We start from the raw sequence: 23,041 nt of genomic DNA on the forward strand, positions 1-23,041 counted from the left end.
CACCCCTGGGCGCGCCCTAGCGGGCGCGTAACAGCCGGATCTCCCCCGAGCGAGGGGCAAGAGGGGGTACCGACCGTGCGCCGCTGGGCCGCCGTGGAGCCTCTTAGCGGGCAGTCACCTTGACGGCCGACACGGCTTCATGCCCGTTCCCCCAAGCATCACCAGTCGAACTCCCCGTGCAGCGGCTCGATCAGCAGCCCGGGCAGCGACGCGAAGGCCGCCGCCCCGATGATCGTGACGAAGGTGACGACCGCGACGAACCATGCGCGGTGGACTCGGGGCGTACGGGAGTCACGGGAGGAGGCGGGTGCGGGGGTGGTCTCGCCGGGCTCGGTGGTCTCGGTTGTCTGGGTCACGTCACACAGCTTCGCGACCCGGGCCCCCGCCGACCATTGGCCCGGCTGACAGCTTTCGCAAGGATCGGGCCACCGGTCGGTAGGACCCCTACGAGAGCGGCTCCGCGAAGAGTTCCCGCAGCCAGTGGGTGCGGGCGTCGTCGCCCGCCGGTGCCGTGCCCGACGCGGAGGGGAAGAGCCGGCCCCAGGAGCAGGCCCGGCCGATCGCCCCGAGGCGCACGGCCAGGCGCACCGCACGCCTCAGCTCGCGCGCCGTACGGCCGTCCTCGGCCCAGGGTTCGAGGTACGCGTCCCGCAGCCGGGGCAGTGCCTCTGGCCCGTACCGTTCGCGGGCCGCACGGGCGGGGACCAGCAGGCTGCAGTACGGATGGGAGACGGCCGCGTCGCCCCAGTCGAAGAAGGTGACGCGCCCGGATTCCCGGGCGAACATCTGGCTCTCGTGCAGATCGGAGTGGTCGAGCGTGTCGGCGACGCCCACGGCCGCGAGCTCCGCGCACCAGTCCGCGAGGCGGGGCCGCTCGGCGCGCAGCGCCCGGCGGTCGCCCGGGTCGAGCGCGGTGTGCTCCTCGACGATCCGGTCGAAGACCTCCGGGAGTTCGGCCGTACGCGCGCTCGGCACGCCCAGGGCGAGCATCTCCTCCGTGTGCGCGGTGAGCGTGCGCTGCATGGACGCGTACTGGCGCAGCGGCTCCTCCCACGACTCCGGGCCGGCGCGACCGAGGTCCAGTTCGTCGCCGAAGAGCCGGCCGCCGTCGGGGAGCAGGGACCAGCCGCGTTCGGCGTCGACCGCGAGCGGCTCGAGGACGTGCTCCGGCACCCACGCGGCGAGCGCCTTGCCGAGCCCGGCCTCGAACGCCGACGCGGGCGGGTTGGCCTTGAACCACACCGTGCGGTCCCCTGCGACGGACATCCGCACCAGGACGGACCAGGGCCGCAGCCGCACGTTCCGCCGCTCGGTGCGGCCGAGACCGTGGGCGGCGAGCTGCTCCTGCGCCCACGCGAGGGCGGCCTCGCGCCAGTCCCGTTCCTCCCAGGGGGTCCGGGCGTCCTCATACTGCCCGCGGTCGACGGCCTCCGGTACGTCAGGTCTCATGCGCCCATCCCACCACCGCACAGGCCGCGCGCTCACCCGGTTTTCCCGGCACGGAGCCTCCGCGGGCCGGCCGGCCACAGCCCACGGCCCACGGCCCACAGTCGCCGGCCTTAACAGCCGCCGGCCGCTCACGCCCGTGGCAGCGTCCTGATCGGACGGACCGCCAGCAGGGCCACCACCACGAGTACCGCGATCCCCGCCCCCGCCAGCAGCACCTCCTCCGTGCCGATCGCCTCCGCGGCCGGGCCCGCGAGGGTGCGGCCTGCTGCCATCATCAGGAGCGAGCCGGCCACTTCGTACGCGTGCATGCGGTTCAGCGCGTCCTGCGGAACATGCGTCTGGACCGACGTCGACCACATCACCAGCCAGAACGCGAAGGCCGCCCCGCCCAGGAACTGCCCCGCCGCGAGCAGCGGCACGGACGCCCCCGCGCCGAGCAGGGCGAGGTTCACGGGGAGGCCGAGCAGTGCGATCGCGCCCGCCGCGAGCGGGCGGCGGGGGCGCAGCCGCAGGGCGAGGAGCCCGCCGGTAGCGTTGCCCGCGCCGGCGACCGCCATCAGCGCGCCGTACGTGGCCGAGCCGTGGTCCCCGGTCACCAGGGTCGCGGTCAGCGGCACCATCGGCCCCGCGACCGTGAACCCGTACACCGTCCAGATCGCGATCACCCCCCACAGCCAGGTCCGCGCCGTGAACTCCCGCCACCCGACGGCCATTTCGGCCCGCAGCGAGCCGCGACGCACCGAGTCGGCGGGGGCGGCGGGGATGCGCATCAGGGTGAGGCAGACCGCGCTGACGGCGAACGTCGCGCCGTTGAGGCCGAAGGCCGCGCCCGCGCCGCCGGTGAGCGCGACGAGGACACCGGCGACGGCCGGACCCGCCATCGTCATGAGCGACTCGACGACCCGCAGGACGGCGTTGGCGCGCTGCACGTCGGGGGCGATGCGCGGAATCGTGGACGCGACGCCCGGCTGGAAGAGCGCGGCACCGATCCCGCTGACGGCGCTCAGCGCGTACACCGACCAGAGGGGCGGGCTGCCGACGGCGAAGGCGACGGCGAGCACGGCCGCGCCCGGCAGCCGCAGCAGATCGGCGAGGATCATCATCCGGCGGGCGGTGAACCGGTCGGCGAGGACTCCGCCGACGACGACGAACAGCGCGAAGGGCCCGATCCAGGCGCCCAGCGCGTAACCGACGGATGAGCCGGAACGCCCGGCGCCGAGCAGACCGGCGGCGAGGGCGACGGGCACCATGCCCTCGCCGAGGACGGCGACCGCGCGGGCCACGAAGAAGAGCCTGAAGTTACGGTTCCAGAGGGCGGGAATGCGCTCCTGGGCCCCAGCCTTGTACGAATAGTGCTCCGTCTGTTTGTCCGTCACGGACCGGACTTCTAGCAGCAAGTGGTCTGGACCACAAAGGGATTTACTCGTGCCGCACCGTATCGCCGTCCTCGCCCTGCCCGGCCTCCTCCCCTTCGAGCTGGGCATTCCCCACCGGATCTTCGGCCGCGCCAAGGACGCGGCGGGCCGGCCGCTGTACGAGATCGTGACCTGCGCGCCGGTCGCGGGGCCCGTCCAGACGGACGCGGACTTCGCGATCCACGTGGAGCACGGCCCGGAGGCGCTCGCGACGGCGGACACGGTCGTCGTCCCCGCCTCGTACGAACTGGGCCCGGTCTACGAGGAGGGCCGGCTGACCGACGAGCTGGCGGCGGCGCTCGCGCACATCCGGCCCGGGACGCGGCTCGTGTCCATCTGCACCGGCGGGTACGTCCTGGCCGCCGCCGGTCACCTCGACGGGCGGCCGGCCACCACCCACTGGGCCTCGGCCGACCACTTCCAGCGGCTGTTCCCGAAGGTGCGGGTCGACGCGGACGTCCTGTTCGTCGACGACGGGGACGTCCTGACCTCGGCGGGCGTCGCCGCCGGGATCGACCTGTGCCTGCACATCGTGCGCCGGGACCACGGGAGCGCCGTCGCCAACGACGTGGCCCGCAGGACCGTCGTACCACCGCACCGGGACGGCGGTCAGGCGCAGTACATCGAGCGCCCGCTCCCGGCGGACGGGACGGCGACCACGACGGCGGCTCGGGCGTGGGCGCTCGCGCATCTGCACGAGCCGATCCAGCTGCGGGACCTGGCGGTACGGGAGTCGATGAGCGTACGGACGTTCACGCGCCGCTTCCGTGAGGAGGTCGGCATCAGCCCCGGCCAGTGGCTGACCCAGCAGCGCGTGGAACGGGCCCGCCACCTCCTGGAGTCCACGGACCTGGCGGTCGACCAGGTGGCGCGCGACGCCGGTTTCGGCACGCCGCAGTCACTGCGGTCCCACCTCCAGGCGGCGATCGGCGTGACACCGACGACGTACCGACGGACGTTCAGGACGACCGGGTCGGCGGCGAGGTAGCGCGGGGGCCCGAGAGGGTCGCCCCCCGCCGGAGCGGGGGTCGCCCCCCCCGGAGCGGGGTCCCCCCCCGAGCCGGGGTCGGCCCCGGCTCGCGCGGCCTGGTGACACCCGGTCAGTCGGTACGCGAGGGGCTTCGGCTCTCCGCGCCCGCCGGGACGTCCGGCGAGACGTCCGCCGGGACGCCCGGCGTCGCTGCCGCCCCCGCGCCTCCGTCCCGCGCCCGCGGCGCCTCGCGCGTCGCGCGGCGCCACTCCCCCACCGCGCCGATGGCCGTGAGGAGCAGCGTCAGGGCGACGCCCCACAGGATCGCCGTCGACGGGGCGACCGCCTTCAGCAGGCCGCCGGCCAGCGAGCCGCTCGCGGCGTAGCCGGCGCCCACGGCCGCGTACATCACCGAGTAGCCGGCGGCGAGGGCGTTCGGCGGGAGGATCTGGCGGAGGGCCAGGTTGCGGGTGAGCATCGCAGGGGCCTGGAGCAGTCCGGCGAGGACGAGGGCCGTGGCGATGGCGCCCGTCCACGGCAGGACGGCGACCAGCACGACGCCCGCCGAGACGCCCAGGATGAGGAGCAGGCTCTGCACCGGCAGCCGGCCCGGCCAGCCGCCGCGGAGCCCGTACACGAACGCGCCGACCGCCGAGCCGATCGAGAACCCGGCGAGCAGGGGGCCCGCCCAGCCGATGCCGATCGACCGCTGTTCGAGGAGCGCCGGGAGGATCAGCTCGGCGAGCGCGAGCAGGGTCAGGCTCGCCGCGCCCGTGACGTACACGGGCCAGGCCCGGATCAGTACGCGCCGCATCGGCTCGCCGCCCCGGTCCTTCGCCTCGACCTCCCAGCCGGCGGGCAGCGCCCACAGGCCGGCGACGGACGCCGCCATCAACCCGCCCTGGAGCAGCAGCGGTACGCCAGGGCTGACGCCGAGCGCCAGGCCGGTCGCGAGCGCGGGGGCGGCGGCCCAGATGCCGAAGGTCAGCACGGACTCCATGGAGAGCGCCTGCGTGACGGCCTTCTCCGGGACCATGGCGGTCAGCAGCGCTCGCAGGCCGCCGGGCGCGGCGCCCGGTCCGGCGCCCGCGAGGAAGGCGAGGACGCCGAGGACGACCGGGTGGTCGGTCCCGGCGAGCCCGAGACCGAGACCGGTGAAGGCGAGCGCGCCGACCGCGAGCCCGACGGCGAGGTGGGGCCGGGCCCGTTCGGCGTTCATCCGGATGCCGAGGATGGGTGCGGCGACGATCTCGCCGAGGACGTACGCGGCGGCGAGTACGGCTCCGAGGGTGTAGCCGCCGGGCCGCTCGCGTACGAGGAACACCAGGGCGAGCGGCGCCATCGCGACGGGCAGCCGGGACGCGACGGCGACGGCCGCCCAGGCGAGGACGGGGCGGGTGACGATGTCGCGGTAGGCCATGGGCACGACCGTAGGGTGGGGACGGTGGTGTCGGCCAGCGGGTTCTCCGACGAGCAGCTCTAGAAGGTGAGCACGCCCCGCGCGACCTTCCCCTGTTCGGCGTCCTCCGCCGCTTGCGCGAACTCCTCGACGGGGTACGTGGCGGTGACCAGCTCGTCGAGGAGGAGGCGGCCCTCGCGGTAGAGGTCGGCGTAGAGGGCGATGTCCTTCTGGGGGCGCGAGGAGCCGTAGCGGCAGCCGAGGATCGACTTGTCGAGGAACATCGCGGCGGGTGGGAAGCTCGCCTCCGCGGTGGGCGCGGTCATGCCGAGGAGGATCGCCTGGCCGTGCCGGTCGAGGAGGTCGATCGCCTGCCGGACCAGGCCGACGTGTCCGACGCACTCGAAGACGTGGTCGGCGCCGGTGGGGAGGATGTCCCGTACGGCGTCGGTGGACGTCAGGAAGTGACCGGCGCCGAACTGGCGGGCCACGGCCTCCTTGGCCGGGTTGGTGTCGACGGCGACGATCGTGAGCGCGCCGGCGATCCGAGCGCCCTGGAGGACGTTGAGCCCGATGCCGCCGGTGCCGATGACGACGACGGTCTCGCCGCGGTCGACCTTGGCGCGGTTGAGCACGGCGCCGACGCCGGTGAGGACGCCGCAGCCCATGAGGGCGGCGGAGGTGAGGGGGATGTCCGGGGGGATCTTCACGGCCTGGACGGCCTTGACGACGGTCTTCTCGGCGAAGGAGGAGTTGGACGCGAACTGGAAGAGGGGTTCGCCCGTACTGGTGCGGGAGAACGGCTGCTTGGGCATCCCGGTGGCCTTGCGGCACATGGTGGGGCGACCGCGGTCGCAGTCGGCGCAGGCGCCGCAGTTGGCGAGCGTGGAGAGCGCGACGTGGTCGCCGGGGGCGACATGGGTCACCCCGGGCCCGACGGCCTCGACGACGCCGGCGCCTTCGTGCCCGAGGACGACGGGGGCGGGGAACGGGATGGTGCCGTCGATGACGGCGAGATCACTGTGACAGAGCCCGGCGGCACGGATACCGACGAGCACCTCGCCGGGACCGGGGTCCCGTACGACCAGATCGTCGACGACCTGGACGGCCTTGCCGTCGTAGACGACGCCTCTCATCGGTCCTCCCCCTTGGCCGAGTGGGCGGCGTTGGGACGCGCGCCCTCCGACGCCGCGCGCGCCATCTCCTCCAGGTGGGCCAGCATCGGCATCGGGTCCGTTCCCACCGTCCCCGGCAGGAAGTCCGCGATGCGTTCCGGGGTCCAGGCGCCGGACTCCGCGTAGCCCGCCCGCAGTTCCCTCGGCTGGGCCCACACCGCGATCTTGGGGCCGGCGATCGTGTAGACCTGGCCGGTGATCCGTTCCTCCCTCGCCCGGTCCGACAGCAGGTAGACGACCAGCGCCGCCACGTCCTCCGGCTCCCCGATCTCCTTCAGCTCCATCGGGACGTTCGCCGACATCCGCGTCCGCGCCACCGGCGCCACCGCGTTCGCCGTGACCCCGTACTTGTGCAGGCCCAGCGCCGCCGACCGCACCAGCGAGATGATCCCGCCCTTCGCCGCCGCGTAGTTCGCCTGCGCCACCGACCCCTGGTGGTTGCCGCTCGTGAAGCCGATCAGCGTCCCCGACCCCTGCTTCCGCATCACCGCCGACGCCGCCCGGAAGACCGTGAACGTCCCCTTCAGATGGGTCGCGACGACCGGGTCCCACTCCTCCTCCGACATGTTGAAGAGCATCCGCTCCCGCAGGATCCCCGCCACGCACACGACCCCGTCGATCCGCCCGTACTCCGCCAGCGCCGTGTCCACCACCCGCTGTCCGCCCGCCATCGTCGAGATGTCGTCGGCGACCGCGACCGCCGAACCCCCCGCCGCCTCGATCTCCTTCACCACCGACAGCGCGACCTCCGACGTCGGCTCCCCGCCCTCGATGGAGACCCCGTAGTCGTTGACGACGACCTTCGCCCCCTCCGCCGCGCACGCGAGCGCAACCGCGCGCCCGATTCCCCTCCCCGCTCCTGTCACGGCCACGACCTTGCCTGCCAAGAAGTTCCCCACGCCCGGCCCCTTCCCGCGCTTTCTGACGGACCGTTAGATTTAAGGCCGACCGGGTGCGTGAGCACAAGCCCTCAGGAGGTCCCATGTCCCTTCCCGCCGAGTTCCACGAGATCGCCAAGCGCGTGAACAACTGGGGTCGTTGGGGGGCGGATGACGAGATCGGGACGCTGAACCTGATCACCGGGGACGTGGTACGGGCCGCCGCCGGCGAAGTCCGCACCGGCCGCCGCATCCCGCTGGCCCTGCCCCTGAAGGAGGACGGAGTCCAGGCGGGGATGATCCCCGGGCGGATCAACCCCCTCCACACCATGGTCCAGGTCAACCAGGAACTCTTCGGCCCCGGCACGGTCGCCTGCAGCGACGACGCCGTCACCATGGGCCTGCAGGCGGCCACCCACTGGGACGCGCTCACGCACGTCTCCCACTCGGGGAAGATCTACAACGGCCGCCCCGCCGCCACCATCACGGCGCACTCCCGCGCCGAGTTCAGCGGCATCGACAAGGCCACCCCCATCGTCTCGCGCGGGGTCCTGCTGGACGTGGCCCGCGCGAAGGGCATGGACCGGCTGCCCGGCGACCACGCGGTGACCCCCGAGGACCTCCAAGAGGCGGAGGAGTTCGGCCGGGTCACCGTACGGGCGGGCGACATCGTGCTGGTCCGCACCGGCCAGATCCAGGTCTATCTGGCGGGCGACAAGCACGGCTACGGCTTCCCGTCGCCAGGCCTGTCCGTCCGTACGCCGGAGTGGTTCCACGCCCGGGACGTGGCCGCCGTCGCCAACGACACCCTCACCTTCGAGATCTTCCCCCCGGAGATCGAGAACCTCTGGCTCCCCGTCCACGCCCTCGACCTGGTCGAGATGGGCATGCACCAGGGCCAGAACTGGAACCTCGAAGCCCTGTCCACAGCCTGTGCGGAAGAGAGCCGGTACAGCTTCCTGCTCTCCGCGATGCCCGAACCCTTCGTCGGCGGCACGGGCACCCCGGTCGCCCCGGTGGCGATTCTCTAGATGTCGCCTCCCCGAGCAGCTCAGCCCCGGTTCGCGGCCATCAGCACCAGGAGGAGGCTGACCGCCGTATAGACGACGACACTGACCAGCATGCCCGCGTGGTCGAGGCGGGCCACCTTGAGCTCGCTGCCCTCACGAGTGGCCCAGCGCCAGCCGAGCACCGTGATGCCGAGCGCGAACAGCACGAAGCCCAGGGTGAGCAGATGCAGTTGACCCAGCAGCGAGACGCCGGACGTGGCCGGGATGGCGCCACTGGTCTCGGTCATGTTGACCATGATCACGAACAGTGAGGCGCCCAGGATGCCGATCCGGGCCGCGAAGGAGTTCTCCTCGCTCGCCTTCAGCAGGAAGGTGAGCAGCGAGACGAAGAAGATGATGAAGAGCGGCCCGGCCAGTTCCCAGAAGAGCGACGGATTGGCGCTGGTCAGGTCGATCAGGAAGTTCGCCCTGCTGTACTGCTGCTCGCTCTTGGGCACGTCCGTCTCGCCGTAACTGGTGCGGTTCGACTCCTTGTCCGTCATCATGCGGACCCCGCTCACCTTCCACCCGGCGATGCGGATCTCCGGATTGAAGTTGATGTCCGCGGTGTTCGGGTCCGGACGGAACACGAACTTTCCGCTGTTCGTGGGCGCGGTGACCATCACCCTCAGCGTCTGCCGAGTGAAGGGGAAGTCCCGCATGTCGAAGCTCTTGCGGAACTCCCCGTCCAGGCCGATCGAGGTGTACTGGATGTCCCCGATCGGGCGGGAGTAGGGCGGGATCACTGTCGGAGTCCCGTTGGGGAAGGTGGACTTGGGCAACGGGTCGATCTTCTTGTCCGGACAGTGCGTCCACACCCACAGCCGCGCCGAGAACTTGCTCGCGGTCGGATCGATGTCGTACACGTCCTCCAGGTACGCGCCCACGTCGCAGCTCGGGACCGGTCCGGCCGGTTCGGCAGGTCCGGCCGGTCTGGCCGGTCCGGCCGGTCCAGCCGGTCCAGCCCGTGTGCCGACGAGCTCCGCGGGGGAATGCGCCGATGCCGGCGGCGGGGCCATGGAACACAGGGTGAACAAGGCGGCCATCACGCCGAGCGCGGCGAGCCATCTGAAGTATCGGGCGGGAGGGACCATGATCCCATCGTGCTGGTCCGCCCCGGGCGGCTAGGCGCGACGAGCCCGTCTGCTACTCCGTTCCAGCATCTTTCCGCCCCGATGGCTCATACGGTCTCCCGCCCGTACGGCGCGTTTCGCGGGTGGCGGCGCACTCGCGCGCACCCCGAGCACGGCACGACCGCCGCCACCCCGGACACGACCCGCACTCGTCGAGGGCAGGCACCCTCGTCGTCCCCTCACGTCGAATCGCTCACCCCAGGGTGAACAAAACGGCACGAACCGTCAACAGTGCACCGAGACCGTGGGGGTGGACGCCGACGCCGGGGGCGCCGCCGACACCCCGCGGTCCACCTCGCACCAGATGCTCTTCCCGGCGCCCTCGCGCTGCCACCCCCACCGGTCGGCCAGGCCGTCCACCAGCTCCAGGCCGCGCCCGTTGGTGTCCTCGCCCTGCGCGTGCCGGGGCAGCGGGGGCCGGTCGCTCGAGTCGGCGACCTCCACCCGCACCATGGCAGTGCCACCGAACAGCATCCGCAGCACGGCCGGACAGCCCGTGTGCACCACCGCGTTGGTCACGAGCTCGGAGATGAGCAGCACCAGCGTCTCGGCCAGCGGCTCGTCATCCCCTATGCCCGATCCGGCGAGCCTCGAACGCGCCCATCGCCGGGCACGCCCCACCTCCGCCGGGTCCGGCCCGACCTCCAACTGAACCTGAAGCACCTGCACCGCTCACACCATCCGAACCGGCGGACACATCGCCTCGCGCCTCACAGCCATCGACGCCCTCACGGAACGTGATTCCCTTGTGAGACAGCATGGTTGACGTACAGTCACCGCAACAAGCGCTTCGGGCATATTCCAGCGCGAAGGAGTACGCATGGTCCATACTGTGCGACGCACGCTGCGGGGAGTCGAACAGGAGGACGTCCAGCGCCTCCACGGGGCACGAGCGGCGGGCATCGCCCGATCCGGGGCCACCGCTTCGGCGACACCGGGACGATCCGGGCTCACAACCACTCGCATCCCACGGAGAGTACCGGAGCGGGGCGCCGACTCCGGGCCGTGACGGCCCGCCCGAAGGACACAACCCGATATCGACGCTCCGTGAGCGCCCGCGCACGCGCCGCCTACAGGGCGGCCGCCTCCACTTCCTCCGCGCGCGCCTTCGAAAGCCCGCGCTCGGCCCGCACCCAGGCCCGTTTCAGGTGCAGATGCACGTCCGCCTCCCAGGTGAAGCCCATCCCACCGTGCACCTGAAGACAGTCCCGCGCACACGCGACGGCCGCCTCGTCGGCGAGCAACTTGGCCCCGGCGATCTCGACGGGATCCCCGGTGACAGCAGCCCCGTACACGGCCGCCCGGGCGACCTCGGTCCGCACGAGCATCTCCGCACACAGATGCTTGACGGCCTGGAAGGACCCAATCGCCTGCCCGAACTGCTCCCGGGTGCGGGCGTAGCCAACCGCCATCCCGGTGGTCCGCCCCGCACTCCCCAACTGCTCGGCAGCGGTGAGGAGAACATGCGTTGTGGGCCACCCACCCCCGTGTGGGCAATCGTCCCGCAGGGCGGGACGGGTGGGCACACGGGACGGCGCCCCTGCCGGGCCCAGGCTCCCGGCCCCTACGGTGCCCACGGCCCCGGGCAACCGATGCAAGGGCGTAAGCGGATCCACCGACCGCACAGGCTCGGCACCCTGTACGTCCCCCAAGACCACGTCCGCCTCGTCCAGCCACTCGACGTACGGCCCGTCGGCCACGGTGACCACTACCTCGCCTTCGGCCGCACCCTCAATCGCGCCGGCAGCCAGATGCGTCGCGATCAACGGCCCCGGCAACAACACCCTCCCCGCCTCCTCGAAAACGAGCACCGCCTCCGGAAGCCCAAGCCCCACACCCCCCTCCCCCTCCGGCACCCGCAGCGCGAAGAACCCCGCCGCGCCGAGCTCCCGCCACAGGCCCCGGTCCAGTCCGCCGCCCGCATTCACCGCCGCCCGCAGCGCGTCCCGGTCGAAGCGCGCCGCCAACAGCTCCCGTACCCCCGCCTTCAACGCCTTCTGGTCGTCCGTCAGCCGGAAGTCCACGACACCACCACCCCACTCACCGCCCCTTCGGCAGGCCGAGGATCCGCTCGGCGACGATGTTCCGCTGGATCTGACTGGTCCCCGCCGCGATCGTGTACGAGAGCGAGGACAGCCGGTCCAGGTTCCACTCGCGCCCGAGGTCGAGCGCGTCCGGCCCGAGCACCTCCGCTGCCGCCTCGTACAACTCCTGCCGCACATGCGAGTACCGCAGCTTGAAGACCGAGCCCCCCACCCCCGGCACCCCCGCCTCCGCCTCGCTCACGTTCCACTGCGTCAGCCGCCACAGCGCCCGGAACTCCGCGCTCAGCCGACCGAGCCGCCGCCGCACCCCCGGGTCGTCCCACGCGCCGTTCTTCCGCGCCGCCCCCGCGAGTTCGGCGAGCACCCGCCGGCAGGCGACGACCTCGCCGACGAACGCCGTACCGCGCTCGAAGGACAGGGTCACCATCGTCACGCGCCAGCCGTCGTTCTCCTCCCCCACCCGGTTGGCGACCGGCACCCGGACCTCGTCGAGGAACATCTCCGCGAACTCCGTCGACCCGGCGAGCGTCCGCAGCGGCCGTACGGTGATCCCAGGCGCGTCCATGGGCATCGCGAGCCAGGTGATCCCCCGGTGCTTGGGACCTGAGGCGTCCGTCCGTACGAGCAGCTCGCACCAGTCGGCTACCTCTGCGTGCGAGGTCCATATCTTCGAGCCGGAGACGACGTACACATCCCCGTCCCGCACCGCCCTCGTCCGCAGCGACGCCAGGTCCGACCCGGCGTCCGGCTCGCTGAAGCCCTGGCACCACACCTCGTCGCCGCGCAGCACCGGCGGCAGCCAGCGCTCCCGCTGCTCGCGGGTCCCCTCGGCGGCGATGGTCGGCCCCGCGTGCAGCAGCCCGACGAAGTTCGCGCCGACGTACGGGGCCCCGGCGCGCTCGGTCTCCTCCAGGAAGATGAGCCGCTGGGTCGGCGAGGCGTCCCAGTGCACGTCCGCGTACCCGGAGTCGTACAGCCGCCGCTGCCAGCCGCAGTCGTACGCGCGCCGCGCCGGCCAGTCCAGCGGATCGGGCTTCGGCGGCAGCGTGGGCAGGACGGCCGCGAGCCACGCCCTCAGCCGCGCCCGGAACTCCTCCTCCTCTTCGCTGTACGCCAGGTCCATCAGTCGATGCCCAGATCGAGCATGCGGATGGCGTTGCCCCGCATGAGCTTGTAGACCGTCTCGTCGTCGAGCCCCTTGACGTGGTCGAGGGCGACTTCCTTGGTGTGCGGGAAGGTCGAGTCGACGTGCGGGTAGTCGGTCTCGAAGGTGGCGTTGTCCCGCCCCACCACGTCCAGCGAGGCGATGCCGTGCTTGTCGCGGAAGAAGCAGCAGAAGATCTGCCGGTAGTAGTACGTGGACGGGGGCTCCGGGATCAGGTCGCGGACGCCGCCCCAGGCGCGGTGCTCCTCCCACACGTCGTCGGCGCGTTCGAGGGCGTACGGAATCCAGCCCATCTGGCCCTCGCTGTACGCGAGCTTCAGCCTCGGGAACTTCACGAGCACCCCGCTGAAGAGGAAGTCCATCATCGAGGCCATCGCATTGTTGAAGCTGAGCGAGGCCTGGACGGCGGGCGGGGCGTCGGGGGAGGCGGCCGGCATCTGGCTACTGGACCCGATGTGCATGTTGACGACGGTGCCGGTCTCCTGACAGACGGCGAAGAAGGGGTCCCAGTAACCGGAGTGGATGGAGGGAAGCCCCAGATACGTCGGGATCTCCGAGAAGGTGACCGCCTTGACGCCCCGCGCCGCGTTCCGGCGGATCTCGGCGACGGCCAGGTCGATGTCCCAGAGCGGGATGATGCAGAGCGGGATGAGCCGGCCGCCGCTGTCGCCGCACCACTCCTCGACCATCCAGTCGTTGTAGGCGCGGACGCAGGCGAGGGCGACCTCCTTGTCCTTGGCCTCGGCGAAGGTCTGGCCGCAGAAGCGCGGGAAGGTCGGGAAGCAGAGCGAGGCCTCGACATGGTTGAGGTCCATGTCCTTCAGCCGCTCCACCGGGTCCCAGCAGCCGCGCCGCATCTCCTCCCGCGTGATCCCCTCCAGGGTCATCTCGTCGCGGTCGAAGCCGACGGCGGCGATGTTGCGCTTGTACGGGAACTTCAGGTCCTCGTAGATCCACCAGTCGGTGGGCGGCCCGTCCGGGTCCATCGTGATCTGGTACTTCCCGCCGATGTACGCCAGCTCCCCGATCCCGGCGGTCAGCGGCCGGGGTCCACGGTCGCGGTACTTGGCGGGGAGCCAGGTCGTGAAGAGGTGGGCCGGTTCGATCACGTGGTCGTCGACGCTGATGATGCGGGGCAGTTCCGTCATGAACCCACTCCCATTTCTGATGACCCGTCAGATTTCCTTGGGTCTCAGGCTAGCCCCGCACCCCTGGACCGACAAGCAGCGGACCTCTACGCTCTCCGACACGATCTGACTGACCGTCAGTTGGGAGAGTTGTCGTGACCGACACCGCACACGCCCTGGGTGCCTCCCGCACCCTCTGGGAGCTCGTCGACCGCCGCGCCGCCCTCACCCCCGACCGGCCCGTGCTCCTCCAGGAGGACAGGACCCTCACCTTCGGTGAGCTGCGCGACCGCGCCGAGCGGTGCGCCGCCGGGCTGTACGACCTCGGTGTCCGCCCCGGGACCGTCGTGGCCTGGCAGCTGCCCACCCGGATCGAGACCGCCGTCCTCTCCTTCGCGCTCGCCCGCATCGGCGCCGTACAGTCCCCGGTCATCCCCTTCTACCGGGACCGCGAGGTCGGCTTCGCGCTGCGCGAGTCGAAGGCCGAGTTCTTCGCCGTACCGGGCGTGTGGCGCGGCTTCGACCACACGGAGATGGCGCGGCGGCTCGGCGCGCGCGGGATCTTCGAGGTGTACGGCCCCGGCTCGCTGCCCGACGGCGACCCGGCCGTCCTCCCGCCGCCGCCGGCGAACGGCACCGACGTCCGCTGGATCTACTGGACCTCCGGCACGACCTCCGACCCCAAGGGCGTCCTGCACACCGACCGCTCCCTGATCGCGGGCGGCTCCTGCCTCGCGCACGCGCTGCACCTCACCGAGGACGACATCGGCTCGATGGCCTTCCCGTACGCCCATATCGCCGGGCCCGACTACACGGTGATGCTCCTCCTGTACGGCTTCCCCGCCGTGATGTTCGAGCAGTTCGCGCTGCCCGAGGCGCTCGCGGAGTACCGCAGGCACGGCGTGACCGTGGCCGGCGGATCGACGGCCTTCTACTCGATGTTCCTCGCCGAGCAGCGGAAACAGCCCGGGGAGAAGCTGATACCGACCCTCCGGCTGCTCGCGGGCGGCGGTGCGCCCAAGCCGCCGGAGATCTACCACGCCGTCGTACGGGAGATGGGGTGCCGACTCACCCACGGGTACGGGATGACCGAGGTCCCGATGATCACGATGGGGTCGCCGGACGACACGGCGGAGAACCTGGCGACCACGGAGGGTCGGCCGCCCGCCGGGATGGAGATACGGATCGCCGGGGACGGTTCCGGGGACGGTTCCGGGGACGGCGAGGTCCGGCTACGCGGCGAGGCCGTCTGCCAGGGCTACCTGGACCCGGCCCAGACCGCCGCCGCCTTCGACGAGGACGGCTTCCTGATGACCGGCGACGTGGGGCACGTCACCGCGAGCGGCCATCTCGTCCTCACCGGGCGGATCAAGGACATCATCATCCGCAAGGGCGAGAACATCTCGGCCAAGGAGATCGAGGACCTCCTCCACCGGCACCCCGCGGTCGGCGACGCGGCCGTCATCGGGCTCCCGGACCTCGACCGCGGCGAACGCGTCTGCGCGGTGATCGAGCAGCCGCCCGGCGCCGCGCCCCTGACGCTCGCGGCCGTCACGGACTTCCTGCGCGCGGAGGGCCTCTCCGTCCACAAGCTGCCGGAACAGCTGGAGGTGGTGGAGGCCCTGCCCCGTAACGAGACCCTGCGGAAGGTGCTGAAGTACAAGCTGCGCGAGCAGTACTCCGAGGTCACTCCGTCATGAAGTAGCGGGCGAAGGCCGCCACCGCCTCCTCCTCGTCGACCGAGCCCGAGGCGACGGTCGGCAGGGTGCGCGCGCTCAGGGCGGCCGGTACCGCGTCGATGCCGAGGGTCAGCAGGGCGCGCTCCACGTCGGCGGGGGTCGCGGCGATGGCGAGGACGGCGTGCAGGAAGGGCCGGGCGATCTCGGCGAACCGCTCGGGGTGGTCGTGCAGGCGCTTCACCGCGCCGCCGACGAACTCCTCGCGGCTGACCTTCTGGTCGCCGTCGCCGTCGGCGATCCCCGCCATGCCCTGCCAGAAGGCCTCGGCGCCTTCGCACAGCGCCTGCCCCCGGTCGGAGCGGAACGGGACGCCGAACTCCGTCAGGATCCGCTTCGCCGCCGTGCTGAAGTCCTCGCGCGAGATGGTCCCGTCGCCGTCCTGGTCGAACGCGGCGAAACGGCGGGCGATCCGGCGCTGGTAGAGCTCTGCGGGGTCGTGCTCGAGTTCCATGGGCTCCATCCCGGGAGGGTACGACGAGAGGGGCCTCCACGCCGAGAGCGGCGGCACTGCCGTTACGCGGAGAGCGGCCGGCCCTCGTCGTCGACGGCGGCCTCGGCGTCCCCGTACACGTCGAAGAGGCGGCGCACTCCGAGCGCGGCGAGGACCCGGTTGACGTGCGAGGCGTCCTCGGATCCCCGCGCGGGCAGGACGATGCGCAGCCGGCCCTGGCAGGAGCGCATCAGCCGGCGCGCGGCGATCAGCACGCCCACCCCGCTGGAGTCGCAGAACAGCACGCCCGAGAGGTCGAGGACGACGTCGTGCCGCCCGCCCGCGACGGCGTCGTGGACGCGCCGCCTGACCAGGGGCGAGGTCAGCAGATCCAGCTCGCCGCGGATGCGCAGCACAGTCCAGGGGCCCTGCTCGTCTTCGTCGACGTGGAGCATCACGCGTCGTGCCCTTCAAGCGGAGGCTGTCGTTCCCGTCCCCTCCCGCTGCCCCGCCACGACGACTCGAAACCCCTCGCCCCAGGGTTGACGCTTTCCTTACCATCCCTCCCCGCCGTGAGGGCGTACTTGCCGCAAAGGGGAGTGTGCTGTCGGACGGCCCATTACTTTGGAGGGTGAACTCGGGTCGGGAGGGCGACGCATGGCGAAGGACACACCACCGCGCTGGGACCGCAGGATGCAGCAGCGTCTTGCGCGCGGTGAGGCCGCCGCGCTCGGCGAGCTCTACGACCGGTTCGCCTCCCTGGTGCACAGCCTCGCCCACCGGGTCCTCGACGACGACAGCGCCGCCGACCAGGTCACCCGCGAGGTCTTCGGCTACATCTGGGAGAACCCGGACGCGTACGACCCCAAGCAGGGCAACATGCGCTCGTGGGTCGCCAAGCTGACCCAGCGGCAGGCCGTGTACCGGCTGCGGCAGACGGAGGCGACGGCGTACGCGGAGACCGGGGAGGGCTCGGCGGAGGAGCTGGAGCAGAAGGTGCGCCGGGCCTCGGTCGCGGCCCGCGCCGACTACATCGTGACGTCGATGCCGGCGCCGCTGCGGGCCGCGCTTGAACTGGCGTACTTCCAGCGGCGCGACTACCGGCAGACGGCGGCCGACCTCGGGGTGACGGAGGACGAGGCGCGGCGCCGGCTGCGGCTCGGGCTCCAGCTGCTCTCGACGGCGAACACCCGCCCGCTGGAGGGCTCGTCGCCGCCCGGTTACGGACGCTCGCTGTGAACGGGCCCGACGACACTCCCGACGACGTGGCGCGCGCTCCCCGCATACCGGGACCGCGTGCCGCCGCGGACGACCACGCGGACCTGACGGGGAGCCCTGCCGTGACCGAGCCGTCGACCGAGCCGGTGGAGGAGCCCGCTCCTCCCCCTCCCCCGCACAGCGTCCTGAAGTCCCTCCTGGGGGCGTGGGCGCTCTCGGCCTGCTCGCCGGAGGAGACGCAGGCGGTCGAGGACCATCTGACCGTGTGCGCGCCGTGCGCGGACGAGGCGCTGCGGCTGCGCGACGCGGTGGGTCTGCTGCACTCCGAGCGGGACCTGGACCTCGACCCGCTGCTGCGTTCGCGGGTCCTGGAGAACTGCCTGGGCCGACGCCCGGCCCGTATCCCGGTGCCTGCGTGGGCGACTCCGTACGACGCGGAGACGGCCCGGCTCGACGCGCTGCTGCGGGACATCGGCGAGGCGGAGTGGCACGCGCCGGTACGGCTGAAGTGGTTCGAGGGCGAGCGGCGGGTGAGCCGCAAGACGACCGTGGCCGGGGTGATGGGCCACCTGCTGACGGTGGACGGCCTCGTGGCCACGGCGCTCGGCCTGGACGATCCGCTGGGGCCGAAGGCCACGGAGGTGACGCCGACGGAGCGTACGGAGGCGTACTGGCAGGGCTCGTACCATCCGCCGACGCGCGGGGTGCGAGAGCCGTGGCGGGAGCAGAGCCACACCCTGATCCGGACGGTGTCGTTCGCGGGGCGGGGCGTCGCGGACCTGACGGTGACGTACGGCGACTTCGCGCTGCCGATGCGGGACTCGCTGCTTGAGCGGGCGTTCGAGTGCTGGGTGCACGCGGACGACATCGCGAACGCGGTGGCGTACCCGTACGCTCCGCCGAGCGGTGCGCATCTGCACGGCATGATCGACCTGGCGGCCCGCCTGCTTCCGGCGGCCCTGGCCGAGCGGCGCCGCATGGGCCTGGCCGCCCCGCCGCGCCATCTCGTGGCGGCAGGCGCCCCGGGCCGCTCGCTCCACCTGGAGGTCGAGGGCTCGGGCGGCGGCCACTGGTACATCGCCCTGGACTCCCCGGCGGCGGTCGGCTCCCCGGACCACGCGGTGGCCCAGGTGGCGATGGACGGCGTCGAGTTCTGCCAGCTCCTGGCGGGCCACATCCCACCCGAGGAGGCCGCGGCAGGCCAGGACGGCGACCGCGAGGCGATCAGGGACGTCCTCTTCGCAGCAGCCAGCCTGAGCCGGCTGTAACCGCGCGCCGGGGCGCCCCTGCCCGCAACTACGCGAAGACCACCGTGCGGCGGCCGTTGAGGAGGATGCGGCGCTCCGCGTGCCACTTGACCGCGCGGGCCAGCGCCTGGCATTCGACGTCGCGGCCGACCGCCACCAGCTGGTCCGGGGTGACCTCGTGGCCGACGCGCTCGACCTCCTGCTCGATGATCGGGCCCTCGTCGAGGTCGGCCGTCACGTAGTGGGCCGTCGCGCCGATCAGCTTCACGCCGCGCGCGTGCGCCTGGTGGTAGGGCTTGGCGCCCTTGAAGCTCGGCAGGAAGGAGTGGTGGATGTTGATGATCCGGCCCGACAGCTGCTTGCACAGGTCGTCGGACAGCACCTGCATATAGCGGGCCAGCACCACCAGCTCGACGTTCTCCGAACGCACGAGCTCGAGCAGCTCCGCCTCCGCCTCCGGCTTGTTGTCCTTCGTGACCGGAATGTGCCGGAACGGGATGTCGTACGACTTCACCAGCTCGGCGAAGTCCGTGTGGTTCGAGACCACCGCGACGATCTCGACGGGCAGCGCCCCGATCCGGGACCGGAAGAGCAGGTCGTTCAGGCAGTGCCCGAACTTCGAGACCATCAGCACGACGCGCATGCGCTCGTCGGCCCGGTTGATGTGCCAGTCCATCGCGAACGAGTCGCCCACCGCCGCGAAGCTCGCCCGGAGCTTCTCCACGGTCACCGGCTCCTCCGCCGAGAAGTGGACCCGCATGAAGAACAGGCCCGTGTCACGGTCCTTGAACTGCTGGCTGTCCTCGATGTTGCAGCCCGTGATGAACAGGTAGCTCGACACGGCGTGCACGATGCCCTGCTTGTCCGGGCAGGAGAGGGTGAGGACGTACTGGTCGGTCATCCTTGTAGCCTGCCACACCCCGCCCCACCGGCAGGCCGGCCGTCCGTCAGGCGGACCGCGTCATGATACGGAGCACGTCCAGGGAGCGCGGGGGCGTGTCCGGGTCCTCGCCGTCCGCGGACGCCATCCGTACGTGCGCCTCGCGGGCGGCCCGTACGGCCTCCGGCCACCCGTGGTGCTCCATGTACGCCGAGAACGGCGCGTCGGGCCCCACCTGGTGCATGATCCGCAGCACCCGCAGCACGGCCACGTCCACGAGCGCGGCCTCGCCCGAGTCGCGGAAGATCGTCCCGACGTACTTCTCGGCGGACCAGTTGTCCAGCCACGTGTCCTCGACCAGGCGGTAGACGGCGTCGGTGACGTCGCCGTACCCCTCGTGGCCGGTCAGCCAGGTGGTCTCGTGGAACCCGGGGTCGGAAAGCATGTGCAGCGCCGAGCGCACGTTGCTGCGCCAGCGCCACCACGGCAAGTCGTTGAGCGGCATGCCGCCCATGGTGGAGGAGCGACGGCCGCGACGGGAAGAGTTCACCGAACCTGAGACTGGACTGGACACCGTTCGATCGTACGTTCCCCTTCAAGATCGGCCGACCAGCCCCCTCCCCGGCCGTATACGACCCCCGTAATTCACCTTTACGTCACCCGGCGTTGAACTATGCACATGTCTGCGTTACCCGTGAGGCGGAATTGTGCATGGCCATGACCGGTAGGCGACTGACCTCACTTCTCGCGTACGTCACGACGGCAGCGGCCGGGGCTTCGCTGCTCACCGGCTGTGGCGTGCTCCCTGGGACCACGGGGGGATCCAGGGAGCCCGTCACGGTGATGACCTGGGCCCCGGACGGCACCCGCGCCACCAACCAGCCCGGCATGCCCGCCATGGCCCAGGCCTTCGCCCGCTGGGTCAACGCCTCGGGCGGCATCGACGGGCACGAGCTCAAGATCCTCACCTGCAACGAGCAGAACACCTCCGCGGGCGCCGCGGCCTGCGCCCGCCGGGCCGTCCGCGAGGACGTCGTCGCCGTCGTCGGCTCGTACAGCCAGAACGGCCGGGCCTTCATGGCCCCGCTGGAGGCGGCCGAGATCCCGTACATCGGCGGCTACGGCATCTCCGAGGACGAGTTCACCAGCCCGCTCTCCTACCCCGTGAACGGCGGCCTCGCCTCGCTCATGGCCGGCCACGGCCAGCAGCTCGCCGAGTCCTGCCGCAAGGTCTCCCTCGTCCGGCCCGACACCCTCGCCGGCGACAAGCTGCCCGACCTCCTCAACTCCGGACTGAGCAAGCGCAGCCACGCCGGCGCCACCGACATCCCGGCCGTCGAGGACGCCGCCGAGTACACCGCCCAGGCCGACCGCGCCCGCTCCAAGGCGGGCCGCAAGGACGGCTGCGTCGCCGCCGTCCTCGGCGAGCGCACCCAGACGTTCTTCGACTCCTTCCGCCGGCTCCCGGCGGACGACGAAGGAGACGACGAGAAGGGCGCTGAGTACGTACGGATCTCCTCGGTGCTCGGCAGCGTCAGCCAGCCCGTCATCGACCGCACCGGCGGCGCGCACAGCCCCTTCGAGGGCGCATACGTCACCGGCTGGTACCCGGAGGCGAACGACGCGCGCTGGGCTCCGATGCGCAAGGTGATCAAGGAGCACGCGTTCGCCGACAACCGGGTCGACCCGACCGACGCGGGCGTCCAGACGACCTGGATCGCGTACACCGTCCTGAAGAAGGTCATCGAGTCGCTCGACACCGACACGGTCACGGCGGCCGCCGTCGCGCACGCCCTGGACCGGGGCGTGCAGATCGACACCGGCGGCCTCACGCCCGAACTGCGGTGGCGCTACGAGGACATGCTCGGCGCCCCCCGCTTCCCGCGGATCGTCAACCACGAGGTGACGTTCCAAGTGGTCCGCAAGGGGCAGCTCGTGGCGCAGAAGCCCGGCTTCGTCGACGTCGGCCAGACGGTCCTCAGCGCGCCGTAACTCCCGCGCCCCGCCTCACAGCTGGTGGGGCTCCCGCTTCGACAGGCCGAACTTCTGGGCGGTCGGGTTCCACAGCCCGGCCGCCTCGCGCTTGGCGATCGTGGCGTCGGAGCTCTTCTTGCCCGCCTCGACCGTGTGCGTGGTGCTGCGGGCCTTGCCGCCCTTGCACAGCTTCTTGTTGCCCTTCACCTGGTCCGCCCAGGCGGCGTAGTGGTCGTCGGCGGACGCCGAGGCCTGCCACGCCTTGGTGAGGGCGGCGGTCAGGGCCGCGTTGTCCGGGACCTTGTCCACGGTCAGGCCCTGGAGCCGGGTCACCAGCGTGCGCCGCTGGCCGGCGGCGCCCCGCAGATCGGTGGCGGCCTGGTCGAGGTTCTTGCACTGCTTGATGTTCTCGACCGAACGGATCACCGCTTCACGGCTGTTGTTGCTGTCCGCGAGGAGCTTGTCGAGCTCCTTCGCCTGCGGCTCGGCGGGGTCGGCCGCCTGCCCGCTCGGGGCAGCCGACGGGGTGCCGGAGCCGGCGGCCACGTTCTGGGCGGGGTCCTTGTCCTTCTCGTCCCCGCCGCTGAGCAGCGCGCCCGCGCCGAGGCCGACGATCGCGCAGCCGATGACAACGGCGGCGATCAGCGCAAGCGGCGACTTGCGGCGCGGCTCGGGCTCGTCGTCGTACGCGTCCTGATACCCGTCCTGGTACGCGCCCGGGTAGGGGGACGGCGCGTGCGGCTGGGGGGCGTACTGCTGCTGCGGCGGCTGCTGCTGCTGCTGGAACTGCGGCTGCCGGGGCTGCGGCGGCGAGGGCAGGTGCTGCGTGGCGTCGTTGCGGAAGAGGTTGTCGAACTCGGCGGGCGGCTGGCGCTCGCCGGGCGTCTGCGACGGTACGGGGGCGATGTACTGGGTCGCGTCGGAGGCCCCGGCGGGCTGCTGCGGCCGCAGGGGGCCGGTACCGAGGAACTGGGTCTCCGAGCCGCCGCCCTGGGCCGCGACGGGCGCGATGTGCTGGGTCGCCTGCATGTCCCCGGGGGCGGGGACGGGACCGGGCTGACCGTGACCCGGCTGCGGAGCGCCCGGGTGCGCGGCGCCGGGCTGAGCGTGGCCCGGCTGCGGGAGGTGGGCCGGGGCCGCTGGGGGTACCTCCCAGGCCGAAGGCCTAGGGGGAGGGTAGCCGTAGCCGGGCTGGGGCGCGGCGGCGTGGGGGTAGCCGTAGCCGCCGTGGGGCGGCAGCGCGCCCGGTATCTGGCCCGGCGCTCCGGGCATCGCGCCCGGCATCGGACCGGGCATCGGGCCCGGCCCGGCGGCGGGCGGAGGGATCGGCGCGATGTACTGGGTCGCCTGCATGTCCGCGGCCCCGCCCGGCACGGCCTCCGGCGGGAGCGGCTGGGCCGGCGGCAGGGGCTGGGACGGGGACTGGTGTCCCTGCGGCCCTCCGGGGCCCCAGGCGCCGCCCCACGGCTGACCACCGGTCGGGCCCCCGCCCTGACCGGTCTCCACGCCGCCCTCCGCGGGCAGCACGACACCTTCGTGCGTGGGCCGTACCGCCGGATACTGCGGCTCCGGCCCCTGTCCGCTCTGCGTCACCGGGACTCCTACTGATGGACCTACGGAATCGTCGGCTCACGCTACCGGGTGCGTCCAGCGCCGCGCACACGCGTGTGATCCCGGTTACAGACCCACAACGAACCCGTACCCGCACCACCTCCAACTGCCCAGCCTCCAGGGCCCGATCACCACGC

21 protein-coding genes and 1 pseudogene are annotated in these 23,041 nt (G+C 72.1%); 6 read left to right on the forward strand and 16 right to left on the reverse strand.

The window, feature by feature from the left end; all coding sequences use genetic code 11:
- Positions 1 to 161: 161 nt before the first annotated feature.
- The 3 genes and pseudogenes from ACZ4VI_RS04855 to ACZ4VI_RS04865 all read right to left on the reverse strand — a co-directional run.
- A pseudogene (locus ACZ4VI_RS04855) lies at positions 162 to 356 on the reverse strand (MFS transporter); the annotation flags it as partial.
- A gap of 88 nt (positions 357 to 444) precedes the next feature.
- Positions 445 to 1,449 (reverse strand): phosphotransferase, encoded by a 1,005-nt coding sequence (locus tag ACZ4VI_RS04860; protein WP_467996642.1) that lies wholly within the window; start codon positions 1,447 to 1,449, stop codon positions 445 to 447.
- Positions 1,450 to 1,577: 128 nt separating this feature from the next.
- Positions 1,578 to 2,771, reverse strand: coding sequence for an MFS transporter (locus ACZ4VI_RS04865; protein WP_467997261.1), 1,194 nt, complete (start codon positions 2,769 to 2,771; stop codon positions 1,578 to 1,580).
- A gap of 103 nt (positions 2,772 to 2,874) precedes the next feature.
- Here ACZ4VI_RS04865 and ACZ4VI_RS04870 point away from each other — a divergent pair, with 103 nt between their 5' ends.
- Complete coding sequence (locus ACZ4VI_RS04870) at positions 2,875 to 3,852, forward strand: GlxA family transcriptional regulator (RefSeq protein WP_467996644.1); 978 nt, start codon at positions 2,875 to 2,877, stop codon at positions 3,850 to 3,852.
- A gap of 112 nt (positions 3,853 to 3,964) precedes the next feature.
- Here the strand turns inward: ACZ4VI_RS04870 and ACZ4VI_RS04875 are convergent, their stop codons facing one another.
- Genes ACZ4VI_RS04875 through ACZ4VI_RS04885 form a run of 3 tightly spaced genes read right to left on the reverse strand, consistent with a single transcriptional unit; the run spans position 3,965 to position 7,307 of the window.
- Positions 3,965 to 5,254 carry an MFS transporter gene (locus ACZ4VI_RS04875; RefSeq protein WP_467996646.1) on the reverse strand — a complete coding sequence of 430 codons (1,290 nt, stop codon included), beginning with the start codon at positions 5,252 to 5,254 and terminating at the stop codon, positions 3,965 to 3,967.
- A 59-nt stretch (positions 5,255 to 5,313) separates the two neighbouring features.
- Positions 5,314 to 6,369, reverse strand: coding sequence for a Zn-dependent alcohol dehydrogenase (locus ACZ4VI_RS04880; protein WP_467996648.1), 1,056 nt, complete (start codon positions 6,367 to 6,369; stop codon positions 5,314 to 5,316).
- Positions 6,366 to 7,307 carry an SDR family oxidoreductase gene (locus ACZ4VI_RS04885; protein ID WP_467996649.1) on the reverse strand — a complete coding sequence of 314 codons (942 nt, stop codon included), beginning with the start codon at positions 7,305 to 7,307 and terminating at the stop codon, positions 6,366 to 6,368. Before ACZ4VI_RS04885 ends, ACZ4VI_RS04880 begins: the two co-directional genes overlap by 4 nt.
- An 83-nt stretch (positions 7,308 to 7,390) precedes the next feature.
- Here ACZ4VI_RS04885 and ACZ4VI_RS04890 point away from each other — a divergent pair, with 83 nt between their 5' ends.
- A complete protein-coding gene (locus ACZ4VI_RS04890; protein WP_467996651.1) occupies positions 7,391 to 8,317 on the forward strand; it encodes a cyclase family protein in 927 nt (308 codons plus the stop codon).
- Positions 8,318 to 8,337: 20 nt separating this feature from the next.
- Here ACZ4VI_RS04890 and ACZ4VI_RS04895 read toward each other — a convergent pair whose 3' ends face one another.
- The 5 genes from ACZ4VI_RS04895 to ACZ4VI_RS04915 form a co-directional block, all read right to left on the reverse strand.
- The gene (locus ACZ4VI_RS04895; protein ID WP_467996653.1) at positions 8,338 to 9,429 is read right to left on the reverse strand and encodes a ligand-gated ion channel; all 1,092 of its coding nucleotides are present in this window, start codon (positions 9,427 to 9,429) and stop codon (positions 8,338 to 8,340) included.
- A 264-nt stretch (positions 9,430 to 9,693) separates the two neighbouring features.
- On the reverse strand, positions 9,694 to 10,137 hold the full coding sequence (locus ACZ4VI_RS04900; protein ID WP_467996654.1) for an ATP-binding protein: 444 nt from the start codon (positions 10,135 to 10,137) through the stop codon (positions 9,694 to 9,696).
- A 401-nt stretch (positions 10,138 to 10,538) separates the two neighbouring features.
- On the reverse strand, positions 10,539 to 11,492 hold the full coding sequence (locus tag ACZ4VI_RS04905; protein ID WP_467996656.1) for an acyl-CoA dehydrogenase family protein: 954 nt from the start codon (positions 11,490 to 11,492) through the stop codon (positions 10,539 to 10,541).
- A 16-nt stretch (positions 11,493 to 11,508) separates the two neighbouring features.
- A complete protein-coding gene (locus ACZ4VI_RS04910) occupies positions 11,509 to 12,636 on the reverse strand; it encodes an acyl-CoA dehydrogenase family protein (RefSeq protein WP_467996657.1) in 1,128 nt (375 codons plus the stop codon).
- A complete protein-coding gene (locus ACZ4VI_RS04915; protein ID WP_467996659.1) occupies positions 12,636 to 13,826 on the reverse strand; it encodes an amidohydrolase family protein in 1,191 nt (396 codons plus the stop codon). The genes ACZ4VI_RS04910 and ACZ4VI_RS04915 overlap by 1 nt, the downstream gene beginning before the upstream one ends.
- A gap of 134 nt (positions 13,827 to 13,960) precedes the next feature.
- On the opposite strand from ACZ4VI_RS04915, the gene ACZ4VI_RS04920 reads away from it, so the two are divergent.
- Complete coding sequence (locus tag ACZ4VI_RS04920; RefSeq protein WP_467996661.1) at positions 13,961 to 15,505, forward strand: class I adenylate-forming enzyme family protein; 1,545 nt, start codon at positions 13,961 to 13,963, stop codon at positions 15,503 to 15,505.
- On the opposite strand, the gene ACZ4VI_RS04925 is transcribed toward ACZ4VI_RS04920, so the two are convergent.
- Positions 15,492 to 16,004 carry an EF-hand domain-containing protein gene (locus ACZ4VI_RS04925; RefSeq protein WP_467996663.1) on the reverse strand — a complete coding sequence of 171 codons (513 nt, stop codon included), beginning with the start codon at positions 16,002 to 16,004 and terminating at the stop codon, positions 15,492 to 15,494. The genes ACZ4VI_RS04920 and ACZ4VI_RS04925 overlap by 14 nt on opposite strands.
- A 53-nt stretch (positions 16,005 to 16,057) precedes the next feature.
- Positions 16,058 to 16,432, reverse strand: coding sequence for an STAS domain-containing protein (locus ACZ4VI_RS04930; protein WP_467996665.1), 375 nt, complete (start codon positions 16,430 to 16,432; stop codon positions 16,058 to 16,060).
- 199 nt (positions 16,433 to 16,631) lie between these two features.
- Between ACZ4VI_RS04930 and ACZ4VI_RS04935 the strand changes: the two genes are divergently transcribed.
- Positions 16,632 to 17,213 (forward strand): sigma-70 family RNA polymerase sigma factor, encoded by a 582-nt coding sequence (locus tag ACZ4VI_RS04935; RefSeq protein WP_467996666.1) that lies wholly within the window; start codon positions 16,632 to 16,634, stop codon positions 17,211 to 17,213.
- Positions 17,210 to 18,460, forward strand: coding sequence for a zf-HC2 domain-containing protein (locus ACZ4VI_RS04940; protein ID WP_467996668.1), 1,251 nt, complete (start codon positions 17,210 to 17,212; stop codon positions 18,458 to 18,460). The genes ACZ4VI_RS04935 and ACZ4VI_RS04940 overlap by 4 nt, the downstream gene beginning before the upstream one ends.
- 28 nt (positions 18,461 to 18,488) lie before the next feature.
- On the opposite strand, the gene purU is transcribed toward ACZ4VI_RS04940, so the two are convergent.
- Positions 18,489 to 19,340 (reverse strand): formyltetrahydrofolate deformylase, encoded by an 852-nt coding sequence (gene purU, locus ACZ4VI_RS04945; RefSeq protein ID WP_467996670.1) that lies wholly within the window; start codon positions 19,338 to 19,340, stop codon positions 18,489 to 18,491.
- 46 nt (positions 19,341 to 19,386) lie between these two features.
- Positions 19,387 to 19,833, reverse strand: a complete 447-nt coding sequence (locus ACZ4VI_RS04950; RefSeq protein ID WP_467997263.1) for an SCO4402 family protein — start codon at positions 19,831 to 19,833, stop codon at positions 19,387 to 19,389.
- Between the two features lie 203 nt (positions 19,834 to 20,036).
- Here ACZ4VI_RS04950 and ACZ4VI_RS04955 point away from each other — a divergent pair, with 203 nt between their 5' ends.
- Positions 20,037 to 21,311 (forward strand): ABC transporter substrate-binding protein, encoded by a 1,275-nt coding sequence (locus ACZ4VI_RS04955; RefSeq protein ID WP_467996672.1) that lies wholly within the window; start codon positions 20,037 to 20,039, stop codon positions 21,309 to 21,311.
- A 15-nt stretch (positions 21,312 to 21,326) separates the two neighbouring features.
- Here the strand turns inward: ACZ4VI_RS04955 and ACZ4VI_RS04960 are convergent, their stop codons facing one another.
- A complete protein-coding gene (locus tag ACZ4VI_RS04960; protein ID WP_467996674.1) occupies positions 21,327 to 22,886 on the reverse strand; it encodes a hypothetical protein in 1,560 nt (519 codons plus the stop codon).
- Positions 22,887 to 23,041 lie beyond the last annotated feature (155 nt).

The sequence above is a fragment of the Streptomyces sp. NPDC029169 genome, assembly GCF_055563935.1.

Bases quoted from the DNA above. Each gene is read 5' to 3' on its own strand.
- ACZ4VI_RS04875 (WP_467996646.1), bottom strand. From the start codon at position 5,254: ATGGCCTACCGCGACATCGTCACCCGCCCCGTCCTCGCCTGGGCGGCC.
- ACZ4VI_RS04910 (WP_467996657.1), bottom strand. From the start codon at position 12,636: ATGGACCTGGCGTACAGCGAAGAGGAGGAGGAGTTCCGGGCGCGGCTG.
- ACZ4VI_RS04950 (WP_467997263.1), bottom strand. From the start codon at position 19,833: ATGGGCGGCATGCCGCTCAACGACTTGCCGTGGTGGCGCTGGCGCAGC.
- ACZ4VI_RS04915 (WP_467996659.1), bottom strand. From the start codon at position 13,826: ATGACGGAACTGCCCCGCATCATCAGCGTCGACGACCACGTGATCGAA.
- ACZ4VI_RS04925 (WP_467996663.1), bottom strand. From the start codon at position 16,004: ATGGAGCCCATGGAACTCGAGCACGACCCCGCAGAGCTCTACCAGCGC.
- ACZ4VI_RS04955 (WP_467996672.1), top strand. From the start codon at position 20,037: ATGACCGGTAGGCGACTGACCTCACTTCTCGCGTACGTCACGACGGCA.
- ACZ4VI_RS04860 (WP_467996642.1), bottom strand. From the start codon at position 1,449: ATGAGACCTGACGTACCGGAGGCCGTCGACCGCGGGCAGTATGAGGAC.
- ACZ4VI_RS04935 (WP_467996666.1), top strand. From the start codon at position 16,632: ATGGCGAAGGACACACCACCGCGCTGGGACCGCAGGATGCAGCAGCGT.
- purU (WP_467996670.1), bottom strand. From the start codon at position 19,340: ATGACCGACCAGTACGTCCTCACCCTCTCCTGCCCGGACAAGCAGGGC.
- ACZ4VI_RS04890 (WP_467996651.1), top strand. From the start codon at position 7,391: ATGTCCCTTCCCGCCGAGTTCCACGAGATCGCCAAGCGCGTGAACAAC.
- ACZ4VI_RS04880 (WP_467996648.1), bottom strand. From the start codon at position 6,369: ATGAGAGGCGTCGTCTACGACGGCAAGGCCGTCCAGGTCGTCGACGAT.
- ACZ4VI_RS04895 (WP_467996653.1), bottom strand. From the start codon at position 9,429: ATGGTCCCTCCCGCCCGATACTTCAGATGGCTCGCCGCGCTCGGCGTG.